Origin of the sequence: Bifidobacterium saguinibicoloris, from assembly GCF_019331725.1 — a bacterium.
In the GTDB taxonomy this organism is placed as follows: Bacteria; Actinomycetota; Actinomycetes; order Actinomycetales; family Bifidobacteriaceae; genus Bifidobacterium; species Bifidobacterium saguinibicoloris.
Window position 1 is genome coordinate 220,016 of the sequence record NZ_JAHBBF010000003.1, and the last position, 15,357, is coordinate 235,372.

The following is a 15,357-nucleotide window of genomic DNA, read 5'->3' on the forward strand; positions in this document are numbered from 1 at the left end:
TGAGACCGGCGCGGCCGTCCGGTCATCCCTTGTGGGCGATGGGCTTCCACTGGGCCTTGGAGAAGATGGCCTGGAAGGAGATCGGCACGTAGGAGAGGATGTAGATGGGGAAGGCGAGCACGTAGGCGAACAGCTCCTTGTTGGTGGCGCCGATCTGCTTGCGTTCGGCCACGATGGTCAACGCGGCCAGGCCCATCATGGCGACGATGGACAGCACGATGCCGTTGGCCCATCCGGTGAGCGAGCTCAGCTGGCTGCTCCAGGTGACGAATCCGAACGCGGCGAACAGGAGTCCCAGAAGGATGCGCGCCACGCCGAGCACGGTGAACGGGCAGAGCAGGAGCGTGAAGTCCACGGCGGAGAAGTCGCGTTCGCGGACGGCGCGGCGGATGAGCGCGGGGCCGTAGTACCGGAACACCTGCAGGAAGCCCTTGCTCCAGCGCAGGCGCTGCCGCCAGCTCTGCGCGAAGGTGACGGGCTGCTCGTCGTAGAGGATGGCGGTACCGCAGTAGCCGACGCGGTCGCCGTGGAGCACGGAGTCCATCGTGAACTCGAGGTCCTCGGTGAGCAGGTGGAACTTCCATCCCTTGTTGCGCTTCATGATCTCCTTGGAGAACATGAAGCCGGTGCCGCCCACGTGGCAGCTGGATCCGAACAGCATGCGCGAGTTGTTGAGGAACCTGGATTCGCGGATGAACCACAGCGCGGAGCCGGAGGACACCCAGTTGTCGTTGAGGTTCACGGAGTTGCGGTAGCTGGTGAGGATGCGGAAGCCCGATTGGAAGGCCTTGTTCATCTCCTCGAAGTAGTGCCTGTCGAGACGGTTGTCGGCGTCGAACACGAAGTAGGCGTCATAGTCGTCGGCGATGCCTTCGTCGATCATGTGGTCGAGCAGGTAGGTGAGCGCATAGCCCTTGCCGATGAGCTTGTCGTTGTGACGTTCCACCACGTGGCATCCCAGGTCGCGCACGACCTGGGCGGTGCGGTCGGTGCAGTTGTCGGCGACGAGCCAGATGTCGATGAGGTCGGACGGATAGGTCTGGTCGTGGATGCATCCGATGAGGTTGCCGATGACGTTCTCCTCGTTGCGCGCGGAGATGAGCACCGCGTACCTGCGGTCCATCGGCGCCTCGGGGAAACGCACCGGCTTGGAGAACAGGGACATGAGCACGCAGGCGCCCTGGTAGATCATGCCGACGGCGCCGACCACGAACAGCAGCATGTCGAGTACGGTGAGCAGGACCATCAGTGCCACCTCGCACGGGGGTTGTCGTCCGTCGCGGCATCGGACGGAACGTCGGAGGAATCGGACGAAGCCGCGTCATCGGACGGGACGGAACCGTCGGACGACGCGTCGTCGTCGGACGGACCGTCGTCGCCCACACCCTTGAGACCGGACGCGGCGCGACGGGACAGCACGCCCTTCGGAATGGCGACGGTGGCGGAATCGTCGCCCTCGCCCTCCCCCGCCTCGTCGGACGGAATGGCGTAGATCGCCTCCTGGAGACGGCGGATCTCGTCGTTCATCGGCACGCGGCTGGTGGAGCCCTTGGCCGCACGCGGCATATGGTCGCCGATCGGATGGAGCACATGCTCGTTGAACGCCTCGGACGCCTCGACCACCTTCGACTTGCGTTCCGTCACCGGATCGTTCATCAACGGCGAATCGACGAGCTCGTACCGACGCGTGTACACGCGGAAGATCACCTGCAGCGAGGCCGTCACCGGCAGCGCGAGGAACGCGCCCAACGCGCCGAACACGGAGCCGAACGCCAGCACGGCAAGGAACGCCACGGCCTCGTTGATGTCCATCGTGCGGCGGGAGATGATCGGCGAGAGCAGCAGGTTCTCGATCTGCTGGTACACGATGATGAACACGAGCACCGCCACCGCATACGTCCACCCGCGGTTGCCCCACGCGAACACCACCGGCAGCGCGCCGCCGATGTACGTGCCCACCGTCGGGATGAACTGGGAGACCACGCCGCAGAACAGGGCGAGCGGCAGCCAGTACGGCACGTTGAGCACCTCGAGGAAGATGGCCGTGCAGGCGGCGTTGATCATCGCGAGGATCGAACGGGAGAACAGGAACGAGGAGATCTGGTCCTGCGCCACCGTCCACACCAGTAGGAAGCGCTTCTGCATGCCCGGCGCCATCCACTGGCAGAAGGAGCGGCGGAGCTTCGGGCCGGCCGCGGAGATGTAGTAGGTGGTCATCACCACGGTGAGCAGCTGGAGCAGGAAGGAGAACAGCCCGCCCACCGTGCTGATCGCCGTGCCGGCGAAGTCGCTCACCCACGAGCTCTGGATGTTCTTGAGCAGATCGGACTTCATGAGCTCGGAGCCGAGATTGTCCATGTCGGGGATGTCCACCGAGAACTGGTCCACCACGAACGTCCTGATCTGCTCGTAGGTGGCGGGGATGCCGTAGATCATGGCGATCATCTGCTGGAGGAACATGCTGCCGAACAGGGAGAGCAGCACGCCGATGACGACCGCCACCGTCAACAGGCCGGCCAGCGAGGCGAAGCTGCGCTTCCAGCCGTGGCGGACCAGCGCCACGACCATCGGCTCGATGGCGAGCGCCAGGAAGAAGGAGATGATGATGTCGAGCACCAGATAGTCGATCTTGCCCCACGAGCGCCAGCAGAAGGCGAAGACGATGATGGCGATGGCCACGTAGAGCAACGCGCGGCTGAACCATTCCGGAGGTTTGCGCGGATCGCCCTTCGAGGGGAAGAGGGTGCCGAAATCCCAACGCTGTTCGGCGTCCTCGGCTGCGGTATGCTCACGCACGCTTTGATTCATGGCTCCCCATTGTAGCGACCGGGGCGATGGCCACGGAAAGTTCTCCTGCTGTTCGCTTTCAGGGCGCGCCACGGCCGTGTCCGCATCACCCCGTGTACGCCGACAGCATTATTCTTGGACATCATGTTGAACGTCTCGATCGTCATCCCGGCCTGGAACGAGGCCGAACGCATCGCCGACTGCCTGCTCAACACCATCCGGCAGACCGTGATGCCCTACGAAATCCTGGTCGTCGACAACCGGTCCACGGACAACACGTGCGCCATCGTCGAACGGTTCATGAAGGAGCATCCGGAGGCGCCCGTCAAGCTGCTGCACCAGGACGCCGAACAGGGCCTCATCCCCACGCGCGACTACGGCCTGAACCATGCCACCGGCGACGTGCTGGGCCGCTTCGACGCGGACTGCATGATCAAGCCCGACTGGGTGGAGGTCGTCTCCGGCATCTTCACCGAGGACCCGGAGGCGATGGGCGCCACCGGTCCGGTGATGTACTACGACATGCCGTCGCGTCACTTCGGCCTCAAGAGCGACAACTCGCTGCGCAGGCGCATCTACCGCGCGGACGGCGGCCAGCCGCTGCTGTTCGGCTCGAACATGGCGCTGCGCGCCTCCGCCTGGCATGCGATCGCCGGCGAGGTGTGCCGGGACAAGGCCGACGTGATGCACGAGGACATCGACATCTCCCTGCACCTCATGGGCAAGGGGCTCAAGACCGTGTACTCGCCGCGCATGATCGCCGGCATGAGCGCGCGTCGCATGGACACGTCGCTCTCCTCGTTCCGCAACTACATGAAGCGGTTCCGCAACACGTTCGACGCCCACCCGCAGCATTGGCGCAAGCACAAGCCGGAGATCCTGTTCACCGCCATGTACCCGGTGATGCACCTGTTCTACCCCGTGTGGCAGAAGGTGCTCAACACGGCGGACATCAACCCGGCCGAGGCGGCGTGGATCAACGAGCAGATGGAGCTCGCGGAGAAGGAGGGGCACGAGCTCTACGACGAGACGCCCACCGACGAGACCTACGACGAGAAGCACGAGTGACTTTGGGTCCGTCCGGGACGTCCGGGACGTCCGGTTCACGATCGCCATACCTGTGGAACCGTGAACCGGCCCCCTGTGCGACCGAACACGACAAAGCCCGGAATCAGGCCGAAGCCGATTCCGGGCTTTGTTCGTTCCTGTTCGTTGCTGGTTCCCGATTCCCCGGAAGAGGAAATCGGGAACCAGCCTCACATCACATCAGGGACTTGTAGATGGCGAGGATGTCCTCCTCGGTGGCCTTGCGCGGGTTGCCCGGCGTGCACACGTCGTTGAACGCGTCGTGGGCCAGCGGCTCGAGGTCGGCCTCGGTGGCGCCGACCTCGGAGATCGTGGTCGGGTTCTTCAGGTCCACGGTGAGCTTGTGGACGGCCTGCACGGCCTCCTCGCGCACCTTCTCCAGATCGCCGGTGTAGGCGTCCTCGACGCCGAACGCGTCCGCGATGTCGCGGTACTTCTCGCCGGTGTAGTCCTTGTTGTACTCCATGACCGGGGCCAGCAGGATGCCGTTGGCCACGCCGTGCGCCACGCCGAGGCGGCCGCCCAACGGGTGGGCCATGCCGTGCACCAGGCCGAGGCCCACATTGGAGTAGGCCATGCCGGTGATGTAGGAGGCGTACGCCATCTGCTCGCCGGCCGGCACGTCGCCGTCGGCGCTCTTGGCGAGGTTCTTGGCGATCATGCGGATGGTCTGCATGGACAGGCAGTCGGACAGGCTCCAGGCGCCCGGGGTGATGTAGCCCTCGATGGCGTGGGTCAGGGCGTCGAGGCCGGTGGCGACCTTGAGGCCGCGCGGCATGGAGTCGGTCAGGTCCGGGTCGACGAACGCGACGATTGGGATGTCGTGCGGGTCGACGGCCACGAACTTACGCTTGTTGGCGGTGTCCGTGATCACGTAGTTGATGGTGGTCTCGGAGGCGGTGCCGGCGGTGGTCGGCACGCCGAAGATCGGGACGGACGGGTTCTTGGTGTCCGCCACGCCCTCGAGGGACAGCACGTCGGAGAACTCCGGGTTGGCGGTGATGATGCCGATGCCCTTGCAAGTGTCCTGCGGGGAGCCGCCGCCCAGACCGATGAGGAAGTCGGCGCCGGAGGCGGCGAACTTCTCGACGCCGTCCTTGATGCACTCGACCGGCGGGTTCGGCTTGACGTTGGAGAACACCTCGTACGGCAGGCCGGCCTCGTCGAGGACCTTGGTGACCTTCTCGGCGGTGCCGGTCTCGAGCAGGACCGGATCGGTGACGATGAACGCCTTCGTGAAGCCGTGCTGCTTGGCGACGGCCGGAATCTCCTTGATCGCGCCGCGTCCGAAGTAGGCGGTCTGGTTGAAGATCATGCGATAGACCATGAGGCTCTCCTTTAAGCTATGTCCATTGTGTTCACTGCGGGCCGGTACATCGCTGCACCGCCCGACAGCCTCTTAGTGTACTCGCGGCTGCGGGCGTCGCCGGCATCCCGCCGGAGAATTTCCCGGGAATTCCCTGAGACGGTGTCGCGGCGACGCCCCGTTCCGGCCGCCGTCCTTGCCGAAACCGCGGAAATCGGCGCTAAACCGCGGCACGCCGGCGATGTCAACGAAACCATCATCACGCGGCCATACTCCACAGCGCACGGCGTTTCCTCCAAAAAGCCCGGGACTAGGATATGCCTCGAAACGGGGTTTCATACGGACCGTGCGGCGGTTCCATGCACGGTGATGACAAGAACACGGATGGAGGCAGTGACATGGCGAATGGAAAATCGATGACGGTCGGGGAGATGGTGGGCCTGTTCCTCAAGGACGACGCGCCCGTGCGGGTGGACGCGTTCGACGGCTCGCATTTCGGTTCGGCGGACGCCGCGCTCAAGGTCCGCATCACCAGCCCGAACTGCATGTACCAGCTGCTCGCCCATCCGAACGAGATCGGAGTGGTGCGCGCCTATGTGCTGGGCGACTTCGACGTGGACGGCATCGACTACGCCGACCCGTATCCGGCGATGCGCGCGATGGTGTCGATGGCGAAGTACGTCAAGCCGTTCACGCCGGTCTCGCTGGCCCGCGTCTCGGCGGGCATCCTCAGCCACGGGTTCCGCAGGCCGCCGGTGCCGGCCACCGAGGGGCCGAGCAAGTTCGCGCGCATCAAGGAGGGGCTGCTCCCACACACCGAGAAGGCGGACTCCGAGACGGTGAGCTTCCACTACGACATGTCCAACGAGTTCTACGCCGACTTCCTCGGCCCATCGATGACCTACACCTGCGCGGTGTTCGAGAACGAGGATATGAGCCTCGAGGACGCTCAGGCCAACAAGCTGCGCCTCATCCTCGACAAGCTGGGTCTTGAGCCCGGGCAGCGCCTGCTCGACATCGGCTGCGGATGGGGTTCGATGGTCATCGCCGCCGCGCGTCGCGGCATCAAGGCGTTGGGCGTCACGCTCTCCAAGGAGCAGGCGGCGTACGCGAACGAGTGGATCGCCCGCGAAGGACTGCAGGATCTGGCCGAGGTGCGCGTGCAGGACTACCGCGAGGTGCCGGAGCGCGACTTCGACGGCATCAGCTCGATCGGCATGATGGAGCATGTGGGCGTGAAGAACTACCAGAGCTACTTCGAGGAGATGTACAAGCTGCTGAAGCCGATGGGACGTCTCCTCAACCACCAGATCACCATCAGCCACGACAAGCCGGACGGCAAGCCCGGCACCGACGAGTTTCTGGACCGCTACATCTTCCCGGACGGCGATCTCGGCGCGCCCGGCTTCATCGAATCCTGCATCCACGACGCCGGCTTCAACGTGGTGCATCAGGAGAACCTGCGCCAGCATTACGCGCTGACGCTGCATCATTGGAACCATAACCTGTCCGAGCATTGGGACGACGCGGTGAAACAGGTCGGATTCGAACGTGCGAAGGTGTGGGGCCTGTACATGGCCGCGTGCGCGCTCAACTTCGAGCTCGACGGCATCCAGATCCACCAGTTCCTCGCCGTCCGTCCGGACCGTGTGGGACATCCGGACGGCAAGTGGTATCCGCTGCGCCCGTGGTGGAGGGCGTGAGCCGTCCGGCACGGCACGTCGGGTGACGAACCGATGACGACGCCCGCCGCGGTCTTTCGGGACCGCGGCGGGCGTCGTCGCATACGGGCCATATTGGGCCGTATTCAGGACCGTCAGAACTGGATGTAGTCGATCTCCTCGTGCTCCCCCGTCTCCAGCCACTTCGCCAGATCCTCGGGCCCGGAGAACACCATCGTCACGGCCTGGGCCACCATGAGGTTCACCCGGTCCATGGGGGTGAGCCCCTCCCGGTAGCCGTACACGGGTTTGCCCTGCGCGTACGCGTATCCGATCTCGAACATGGTGCCGGCGTCCTCGTCCATGAGGTTCGCGATGACGGCCTTCGAGGCGTTGATGCCGGCGATGTCGTCGCGGAAGCATCCGTCCGGGCCGACGTCCTCGATCTGGCTGACGAACCGCGGTTTGAACAGCGTCTTGCCGTGGTCCTCCAAGGTGCGTTCCAGCCGTTCCATGCTGTCCGACTGTTCCGGGTCGAAGAACGGCCCGGCCACGTAGTAGTCGTATGTCCTGTCTGTTTCGTTCACGTCCACCATTGAACACACGCCGTGCGCGATCACGTTCCACTCAGTCACGTTTCGGACATCCGGCCGCATAATGGTCACTATGTGAAATCCGGCGCCTGTCGACCCGCCTCCATTGGCGAAACGGCTCGTCACGATCCGGCCATACCGCGTCGCGGAACGGCTCCCCCGCGAAACAACTCGTCAGGAATCAACCGACCTACTTCGCGGAAGCACCCCTCAGCGAAGCAACCCGCCACAACCCGGCCAACTCGCATCGCCCACACCCCTCTTCACGAACCGATTCCGTAGCACATCACCAAACCACCTCGCCGATATGGCCCCGGAACTCGGGAACGGCCCTGTTGCATCCCTCCGGCCCACCGGGTCTTGGTCCGGAACGGCGATACCCACACGAATCGGGTTCCGGGCTCATATGTTGCGGCCCTGGAACAGGGAAACTGCATCACCGCGCGTTCCGGCCCACCACACGCCGGCCCGGAACATACACACATCCCGGATTCCTGCTCCGGGGCCACGGCACCGTTCCAGGCACCGCTTTGCCAGTGAATGTGCGGGACGAACGTGTGAATAACCCCAGAGTTGGAGGTGGGCCAGACCGCGGCGGCGAATATGCGAAACCCCGTGAGCCTTGTGATTGCTTGGCTCACGGGGTTTCCCGTGGTGGCTCCGAACGGCGTCGATCCGTTGACCTAGCGATTTTCAGTCGCTCGCTCTACCAACTGAGCTACAGAGCCAGAGACAGTATAAAAGCCCGAGAACCGGGCTTTCAGACCATCCAGCGACCACGACCGGACTTGAACCGGCGACCTCCGCCGTGACAGGGCGGCGCTCTAACCAACTGAGCTACGCGGCCGTTGTTTCTCGCGTTTCCGTGAGGCAACGAGTAGATATATTACTCACACCGAGCCATCGTGCAAGTTACGGCGTGTCGCCTTATATCGCAACGGTTTCCACCCTACTCCCAGGGCGACCGGCATCATCCGGGACACCGCCGAACACATCCGCCATCACCTCGAAAGCCCACCTGCCTCCGGCGCGAAACGCGCGTGGGGCGCGCCCGACGAACGGACGCGCCCCACGGCATCGAATGGCGCCGCAACGGCACCGGACGGGACCGGATCAGTCGGCCTGCTTCCAGTGCTCGACGTCGATGTGGTGCTCCGGGTTGGCCTGCCATGCGGCCCACGCGGACTTCACGATGTCCTCGACGTTGTACTTGGCATGCCAGCCCATCTCCTCGTTGATGCGCTTCGGGGAGCCGATGAGGTGCGGCGGATCGCCGGCGCGACGGCCCTGGACATGCTCCTCGAACGGGATGCCGGTGACCTTCTTGAGCTCGTCGACGATCTGGCGCACGGAGGTGCCCTCGCCGGTGCCGACGTTGAAGGCGTCGTACTTGCGCTCGTCACGATCGAGGTACTTCAGCGCGGCGAGGTGGGCGTCGGCCAGGTCGGAGACGTGGATGTAGTCACGCACGCAGGTGCCGTCCGGGGTCGGGTAGTCGTCGCCGAAGATGAGCGGGGCCTTGCCCTTCTTGAGGCGGTCGAGCAGCATCGGGATGAGGTTGAGGATGGCCGGATCCTCGAGTTCGACGGGGCCGCAGCCGGCCACGTTGAAGTAGCGCAGGGCGCAGAAGCGGATGCCGTAGCGGCCTTCGCAGGCGCGGGCCATCCACTCGCCGAACAGCTTGGTCTGGCCGTACGGGTTGATCGGCAGCATCGGGACGACGTCCTCGGGCACCACGTCGACCGGCGGGACGCCGTAGGTGGCTGCGGAGGAGGAGAAGACCAGCTTGCGGGTCTTCTTGGACTTGCTCATGCCGGTGAGGACGTTGAGCATGCCGCCGATGTTCTGCTGGTAGTACCACAGCGGCTTCTCGACGGACTCGCCGACCTGCTTGCGGGCGGCGAAGTGGATGACGGCGTCGACGTCCTCGGCATCGAGGATCTCGGCGAGACGCTCGCCGGCGCCCGGCGCGGAGATGTCCATGCCGTACAGGCGGGAGCCTTCGATGCGCGTGGGCTTGCCGTAGCTCAGATCGTCGACGACGACGACCTTTTCGCCGGCCTCGTGAAGCGCGTGGACGACGTGGGCGCCGATGTAACCGCACCCACCGGTGACGAGAACAGTCATGTCTGACCTTTCCTTTGATGAGACATTGGCGTGCGGTCCGACCACGCGAGCCGCTGTTCGCTTCTGCTCACATTTGTTATTTTTTCGAACAATTTGAGTATAACACGTAACAAGACCGAACACACGCGGTTTCTCCGACCGCGTGGTGAATAATGGGACACAGGAAACGGACGAACAGGCATCCGCACGGACGCACGGACGACGACATCGGAAGGCAACACCCGGAAACGACGCCCGGCGACGGAACGGCGACCGCATCGCGGAGCCGCGCGGATCGGCCGTCGATCGACGAATCGCGCATCGGACACCCCCGAAAGGAAGACACGCCCCATGGCCACCACGGACCAGAACACCACGGACCAGACGCCCCCCACGCACCCCATGAACGACACGGCCGCCGGCACGGCCGACGCCACGGCGCCGACGGCGCCGGACACCACCGCAGCCGCAACCGCAACCACCGCCACAACCACCGCCGAAGGCCACCCCATGCACCGGGTGCTGTCGTTCGTCCGCCGGTCGGCGCGCCTGGACGCGCGACTGCAACGCGCCTGGGACAACTACGCGCACGACTACCTGCTCGACATCAACGACGGCGAGGGCTCGCTCGACGTGCGCCCCGACTTCACGCTCGACAAGGAGACCGTACGTCGCCTCTGGGGCGACGACAAGCCGCTCGTCATCGAAATCGGCACCGGACAGGGCGAGAACGTCGTCGCGGCCGCCGAGGCCCACCCGGACGAGAACTTCCTGGCGCTCGAGGTCTACGAGCCCGGCGTGGCGCACACGCTGCTGCTCGCCGGCAAACGCGGCCTGACGAACCTGCGCGTCGCGCAGGTCAACGCCCCCGAACTGTTCAAGGCGTGCGCCGACGGCGTCGCCGCCGAGGTCTGGACCTTCTTCCCCGACCCCTGGCCGAAGAAGAAGCACCACAAGCGTCGCATCGTCCAGCCGGCGCTGGCCGCCGACGTGCGCCGCACCCTGACCGACGGCGGCGCATGGCGCATCGCCACCGACATCGAGGACTACGCCCTGCACGTGCACGAGGTGATGGACGGACTCGAGGGCTGGCGCAACGAGGGCGGCGTCACCGTGAGCCTGCCCACCGGACACGTAGGCAAGGGCAACGCCGACCTCGCGGCCGACATGCCACACGCCGACTTCCCCGAGTCGCCGCGGTTCGAGGGACGCGTGCTCACCAACTTCGAGCGAAAGGGCCTCGAGGCCGGACGCGTCATCCACGACTTCACCTACCGCAAGGCGTGACCGGACACGATCAGACACGACCGGACACAATCAGGCACGACCGGGCGCGACCGCAACGGCCGACGACACGCCGGGCTTGCGCAACGGCGACAGCTTGCGTATTGTTGGGCGAGTTGTCACGCCCCCATCGTCTAACGGTTAGGACACCAGACTTTCAATCTGACAACGAGAGTTCGACTCTCTCTGGGGGTACTCGCGGCGAGAGCCACGAAAAGCGCTGAAACCCAAGGTTTTTGGCGCTTTTCTGTTTTCCGGGTTGAGTCGTTTTGGACGGAATTTGGACGGCAACGGTATTGGACGGCTCGCACATGGCCTCTTGAATGAGCGCTTCTTGAGCCTTCGCCGCTTCCCTGTCCAGCGCTTCGCCGTACACATGAAGGTCATCCGTGAATAGATCGGCGTAGTAGTCCATCGTCATGGAGAACGTCTTGTGTCCCGCGATGGCCTGAACCACCTTCGCCGGCACCTTCGCGTGAACGGCAAGGCTCACGGCCGTGTGCCGTAGATCATGCAGCGTCATAGGCGGTAAGCCGGCCTCTTCCACGGAGACCGCAAACCACCCGTCGCGCCTGTCAGGCGGGCGCATGTAGTCGGCTTCGGTCAGGTGACGCCCATCGTTGAGCGCGCCGGGACGCTCGAACACGAGGGCGTCGGAGTCCTTGAACTCGCACGCCTTGCGCAGTCGCTCGCCTAACAGCCCCTTGGGGAACACCACCGTTCTATCGTCGCCGTTCTTCGCGGTGTTCAGATGCCACCCGCTCTCAGACCACACGGCGTTTTCGCAGACGCGCACAGTGCCCTTGGCAAGGTCGATGTTCTTCACACGCAACGCGGTGGTTTCACCGAATCTCATACCAGTGGTACCCATGAACAGCACCATGGTTGAGTAATCGCAACGTTTGCGAGCGCTCGCCGTCGTACCGAGTGTGAGCAGCTGCCGCATGGTGAGATATCGGCGGGGCTTCTGAACTTCGGCGCGGGGTAGTTCGATGCCGTCGCACGGGTTTTCGGCGATTCGTTTGTCTCGCACGGCCTGACGTAGCACCATGCCTAGTACGCTCACGATGCCGCGCGTCTGTTTGCTGCTGTACCGGCCGGCGAGGTCGCTTACCCAGCGCTGCACGTCGCCGTGGGTCACGTCGGATACGGCGACCGCGCCCCATTTCGGCTTCACGTGGCAGTTCCACAGGCTTGCGTATTTGTCGTATGAGGCTTGTTTGACAACGCTTTTCTTGGCTTCCAGCCATGCCGTGCCGAGGTCGGCGACGGTGCAGCGGCCGCGTTGTGGGTCGATGTATTTCCCGGCGTTCATTTCGGCCAATACTCGCGTACGTTCTCGTTGCGCGTCTATGCGGCGCTCGAAACCACGCCGCTTGTGTTCCCGTCCTTGGCGATCGGTGTAGCGGAATCCGAAGCCGTAACCTTTGGGGAACTTCTTGGCGGAGTACTTGAAGACGCCGTCTTTCGACTTTTCTTCGATGACACTCACAGGGCATCACCCCACATGTCTTCGGAATCGAAACGGGGTACCGTGACTTTATAGGGGGCGACTTTGTTTTGCAGTAAGGTTACTGCCGATTCCGTGAATCTCGCCGCAAGGCCGCTCTTCGCATCGGGGATTATCACGCCTTCATCAATGAGGATTTGCCTTTGTTCCACGAAACCCCCCAATGAGACACACATGGATTGCCGGGTTTCCCATTGTTCCTGTTCCTCTATCGCGGCCAACTCGGCAGCGCTAAGGCCTATTTCACGGGATTCTGCAACGTAATCGACTTGGCGTTTACCTGATTCGGTCTCTTCCAACTCTTTTAGCGAAGAAATCACAGACGCGCGGCTTCTCACGGCATCGTCAAGCGCCAACCCGATTCGTTGTCCCTTGCGCATGTATTCCGGGTACGACTCCGTAAACCTGTCGAAAACGACACCGCCCGTCATACGCCGCATGGCTTGATAGTTGCATAGCCCATCGAACCCGGGGAAATCAGCGCGCAAGAACGGTTGTTCGAGGTCGATAATGAGGCATAGCGGCGAGACGTGAAGCATATGGGCGAAGCGCAGTACTTCGGCCATGGTCACGCCTTCCAGCTTGCGGCCGGTCTCTATCGCGGTGATGACGCTTCGCGTGGTGGTTCCTTCGCCATATTCGGCGTTCACCATTTCGGCAAGCTTTTCCGCGCCTATCTTCTGGGATTTGCGGCAGCGCTGCAAGCGTTGCCCGAATGTGGACACAGGGGTATCCGTCGTTTGAGTCATCGTGTCACCGAAGCCTTTTGTCTGTCAAAACAACAACACGCCGATTGTAGGCATACTTTTACCATCGTGTCAAACATTGGCTAATGTGATAAACACTCCGGTACGACCGGATACGAAAAAAAGGGCCTCACCGGGTAGCAGCCGGCGAAGCCCCGCAAGCCCCCGACGCGGCACGGCCGCGCCCTGACCACAGGAAACGAGGACTCAATGAGCCACACTACTAACGCGGCGGCGAGGAACACGCCCGACACGGCATCCAAGACGCTCACGAACTCACAGACCGCCGAAATGCTGGGAGTGAGCACGAAATACCTGAACAACATGCGCTATACGGGACGCGGTCCCACGTTCATCCGCCTGAGCAAGAGGCGCGTCGTCTACAAATCCGACGTCGTGGAAGCATGGATGCAAGCCCACACCATAGCAACGGTCGGAGCGTGACACATGCCGCCCCGGAACAAACAAAACCCCGCACGGGGCGGGGCTTCGGTGACGACGCCCATATTACCACCCGACAGCCGGCGAGCGCGAACGGCGGTGACGGATGGGTAAGAGACTAATCGAGCAAGCGGAATGGCTGGGAGGCCGCGACCGACTCAAGCTCGCCGCTACCACCCGGCTCGTATTGCAGCACATGGCGCTAAGGGCATGGGACAACGGCGGCATGGGCGTAGGCGACGAACGGCGGTATGGACAGACCAAGAAGGGAGATCCGGCCCAATTGTTCACCGAGTCGCGCGAAAAGTCTTGCGACACCCTCGGTATCAGCCCGCGCAAGTTCGCGGAACACGTTCGGAAACTCGCCGGCATAGGCATTATCGAGCGCGTTTCACCGGGGCACAAAGGCAGCACAGCCGCCTATCGTCTGCACGTCGCCGAGATGTACGACCAATGGCAAGGACCGGAAAAGACCTGATTGGCGCTCGCCGGCATCTCGGGGGCATCCGTTTCGGACACCCCTTTTCCCATGCCGTCGTAAGGGTGCCCGATTCGGGCACCCTTAGCGGAACGAAGCACCCCGTCACACATGAATATGCGACCTGAATCGGGCACCCTTTACGCCCTGATTCAGGTCACAAAGGGTGACTAAATCGGGTCACATAGGATGCCTGATTCGGGTCACATAGGATGCCCGATTCGGACACCCCTAATACAAGTAATCCAATAGAATCCAAGAGAATCCAATCTGAATAAAGCAAGGATGCCGATTTGGGCACCCTATTCACCGGCGCGTCATTCGGGCGGCACCGGCAACAGCGCACACCGACGAGCACCGACCGCGCCCCATGGCAACGGTCACAGCATGGAGAGGGCGCATATCACCCCACCTACGCGCGAAGAGGTAGACGAACCTACCCGATACGACGGGGACAGCACCCGCAACGACCACGCGAACACACCCACGAAACGCCCGCCACATCCGTCCCGGCGTGAATCGTCGGGGACAACAGGCAGCAAGCACCGGCGATCACCACAACACGACGCGGCACCGGCACCGCCCATCACGCCCCGTCACGAAACCGGCCCATAGAACGCCCGACAGCCACGACACGGGAAACCCCCATCACGGCATACGGGACGCGCCTAGACGACGCCACCGGGACGAAATACGGGGCACACGCGGGCGAGGGCACCGGCAGCAACCACGCGACGACAACGAGATTCACCGCGCACACGACGTGTCACGCGCGCTGCGCTCGCCGGCCATTGGAGCCGCCGACAACCGGGAAGGGCGGTGGAATCGTCGGCGTCTTCGCGGCCGGGACACTATCCGCATGCCCGCGCTTCCCCTCTCCCCGCGACGGGGCACCCCATCATGCGCGCGCGAGGGGTGCGCGCGCCGACGCCGGCAGCGGCCGGCACGGACGCGTCACGCGAGACGGACGCGCCGCCACGATCCCAGCCGAAGGCGACGCGACCCCCGTGGGGGAAGTCTCCGAACGTGACTGCCTATGACCGGTGGACAGCACGCCCGTTCGTGCACACGCGACGAAACCCGGTCCCGCCTTCTGTTGCGAAAATGGCCGGAACCGTTGCGGCAGCAAGGACGACGGGCGATGACACGCGTTCGTGACGGATGCGAGGCAAACACCGTGGCCGCGTCGCCGGGCACCGCCACCAACATACCGGGGGTGGGGTGGGTTCCGGCGTGGGCGAGACCGCCGGTGAGGTCTCCGAGAAGTACGCGGGGTTCAAAACTTCGCGCACACGCCGCCATCGCCGGCCATACCGCCGTCCGTCCCCCGTCCGACGCTCCCACGGGCCGCCCCTATGG

The 15,357-nt window shown here is 63.8% G+C and carries 12 protein-coding genes and 3 tRNA genes; 6 read left to right on the top strand and 9 right to left on the bottom strand.

Features of this window, described 5'->3' with window-relative positions; genetic code table 11:
- Positions 1-22: 22 nt before the first annotated feature.
- Together KIH78_RS03725 and KIH78_RS03730 are read right to left on the bottom strand one after the other, a co-directional pair.
- Entirely contained in the window at positions 23-1,246 is a 1,224-nt protein-coding gene (locus tag KIH78_RS03725; RefSeq protein WP_219131298.1) for a glycosyltransferase family 2 protein, read from the bottom strand.
- On the bottom strand, positions 1,246-2,808 hold the full coding sequence (locus KIH78_RS03730; RefSeq protein WP_219131300.1) for an AI-2E family transporter: 1,563 nt from the start codon (positions 2,806-2,808) through the stop codon (positions 1,246-1,248). The genes KIH78_RS03725 and KIH78_RS03730 overlap by 1 nt, the downstream gene beginning before the upstream one ends.
- 123 nt (positions 2,809-2,931) lie before the next feature.
- Between KIH78_RS03730 and KIH78_RS03735 the strand changes: the two genes are divergently transcribed.
- The gene (locus KIH78_RS03735; RefSeq protein ID WP_219131302.1) at positions 2,932-3,855 is read left to right on the top strand and encodes a glycosyltransferase family 2 protein; all 924 of its coding nucleotides are present in this window, start codon (positions 2,932-2,934) and stop codon (positions 3,853-3,855) included.
- Positions 3,856-4,048: 193 nt separating this feature from the next.
- On the opposite strand, the gene fucO is transcribed toward KIH78_RS03735, so the two are convergent.
- A complete protein-coding gene (fucO, locus tag KIH78_RS03740) occupies positions 4,049-5,200 on the bottom strand; it encodes a lactaldehyde reductase (protein ID WP_214311581.1) in 1,152 nt (383 codons plus the stop codon).
- Positions 5,201-5,577: 377 nt separating this feature from the next.
- Between fucO and KIH78_RS03745 the strand changes: the two genes are divergently transcribed.
- Positions 5,578-6,882: a class I SAM-dependent methyltransferase gene (locus KIH78_RS03745; RefSeq protein ID WP_219131303.1), complete on the top strand. Its 1,305-nt coding sequence runs from the start codon at positions 5,578-5,580 to the stop codon at positions 6,880-6,882.
- A 113-nt stretch (positions 6,883-6,995) separates the two neighbouring features.
- Here the strand turns inward: KIH78_RS03745 and KIH78_RS03750 are convergent, their stop codons facing one another.
- The 4 genes from KIH78_RS03750 to galE form a co-directional block, all read right to left on the bottom strand.
- On the bottom strand, positions 6,996-7,427 hold the full coding sequence (locus KIH78_RS03750) for a nucleoside 2-deoxyribosyltransferase (RefSeq protein WP_338024109.1): 432 nt from the start codon (positions 7,425-7,427) through the stop codon (positions 6,996-6,998).
- Between the two features lie 658 nt (positions 7,428-8,085).
- A tRNA-Phe gene (locus KIH78_RS03755) sits at positions 8,086-8,161 on the bottom strand.
- 45 nt (positions 8,162-8,206) lie between these two features.
- A tRNA-Asp gene (locus KIH78_RS03760) sits at positions 8,207-8,280 on the bottom strand.
- Between the two features lie 266 nt (positions 8,281-8,546).
- Complete coding sequence (gene galE, locus KIH78_RS03765) at positions 8,547-9,560, bottom strand: UDP-glucose 4-epimerase GalE (protein WP_219131305.1); 1,014 nt, start codon at positions 9,558-9,560, stop codon at positions 8,547-8,549.
- A gap of 381 nt (positions 9,561-9,941) precedes the next feature.
- On the opposite strand from galE, the gene trmB reads away from it, so the two are divergent.
- Positions 9,942-10,826: a tRNA (guanosine(46)-N7)-methyltransferase TrmB gene (gene trmB, locus KIH78_RS03770; RefSeq protein WP_219131334.1), complete on the top strand. Its 885-nt coding sequence runs from the start codon at positions 9,942-9,944 to the stop codon at positions 10,824-10,826.
- A gap of 120 nt (positions 10,827-10,946) precedes the next feature.
- Positions 10,947-11,018: transfer RNA gene (locus tag KIH78_RS03775), tRNA-Glu, on the top strand.
- Here KIH78_RS03775 and KIH78_RS10865 read toward each other — a convergent pair.
- Together KIH78_RS10865 and KIH78_RS03790 are read right to left on the bottom strand one after the other, a co-directional pair.
- On the bottom strand, positions 10,981-12,138 hold the full coding sequence (locus KIH78_RS10865; RefSeq protein WP_420830107.1) for a tyrosine-type recombinase/integrase: 1,158 nt from the start codon (positions 12,136-12,138) through the stop codon (positions 10,981-10,983). The two genes, KIH78_RS03775 and KIH78_RS10865, sit on opposite strands and share 38 nt — an antisense overlap.
- A 173-nt stretch (positions 12,139-12,311) precedes the next feature.
- Positions 12,312-13,082 carry a helix-turn-helix domain-containing protein gene (locus tag KIH78_RS03790; protein ID WP_219131307.1) on the bottom strand — a complete coding sequence of 257 codons (771 nt, stop codon included), beginning with the start codon at positions 13,080-13,082 and terminating at the stop codon, positions 12,312-12,314.
- Between the two features lie 207 nt (positions 13,083-13,289).
- Between KIH78_RS03790 and KIH78_RS03795 the strand changes: the two genes are divergently transcribed.
- Positions 13,290-13,523, top strand: a complete 234-nt coding sequence (locus tag KIH78_RS03795; protein ID WP_219131308.1) for a helix-turn-helix transcriptional regulator — start codon at positions 13,290-13,292, stop codon at positions 13,521-13,523.
- Positions 13,524-13,626: 103 nt separating this feature from the next.
- Positions 13,627-13,998 (top strand): hypothetical protein, encoded by a 372-nt coding sequence (locus KIH78_RS03800; RefSeq protein WP_219131310.1) that lies wholly within the window; start codon positions 13,627-13,629, stop codon positions 13,996-13,998.
- Positions 13,999-15,357: the final 1,359 nt, after the last annotated feature.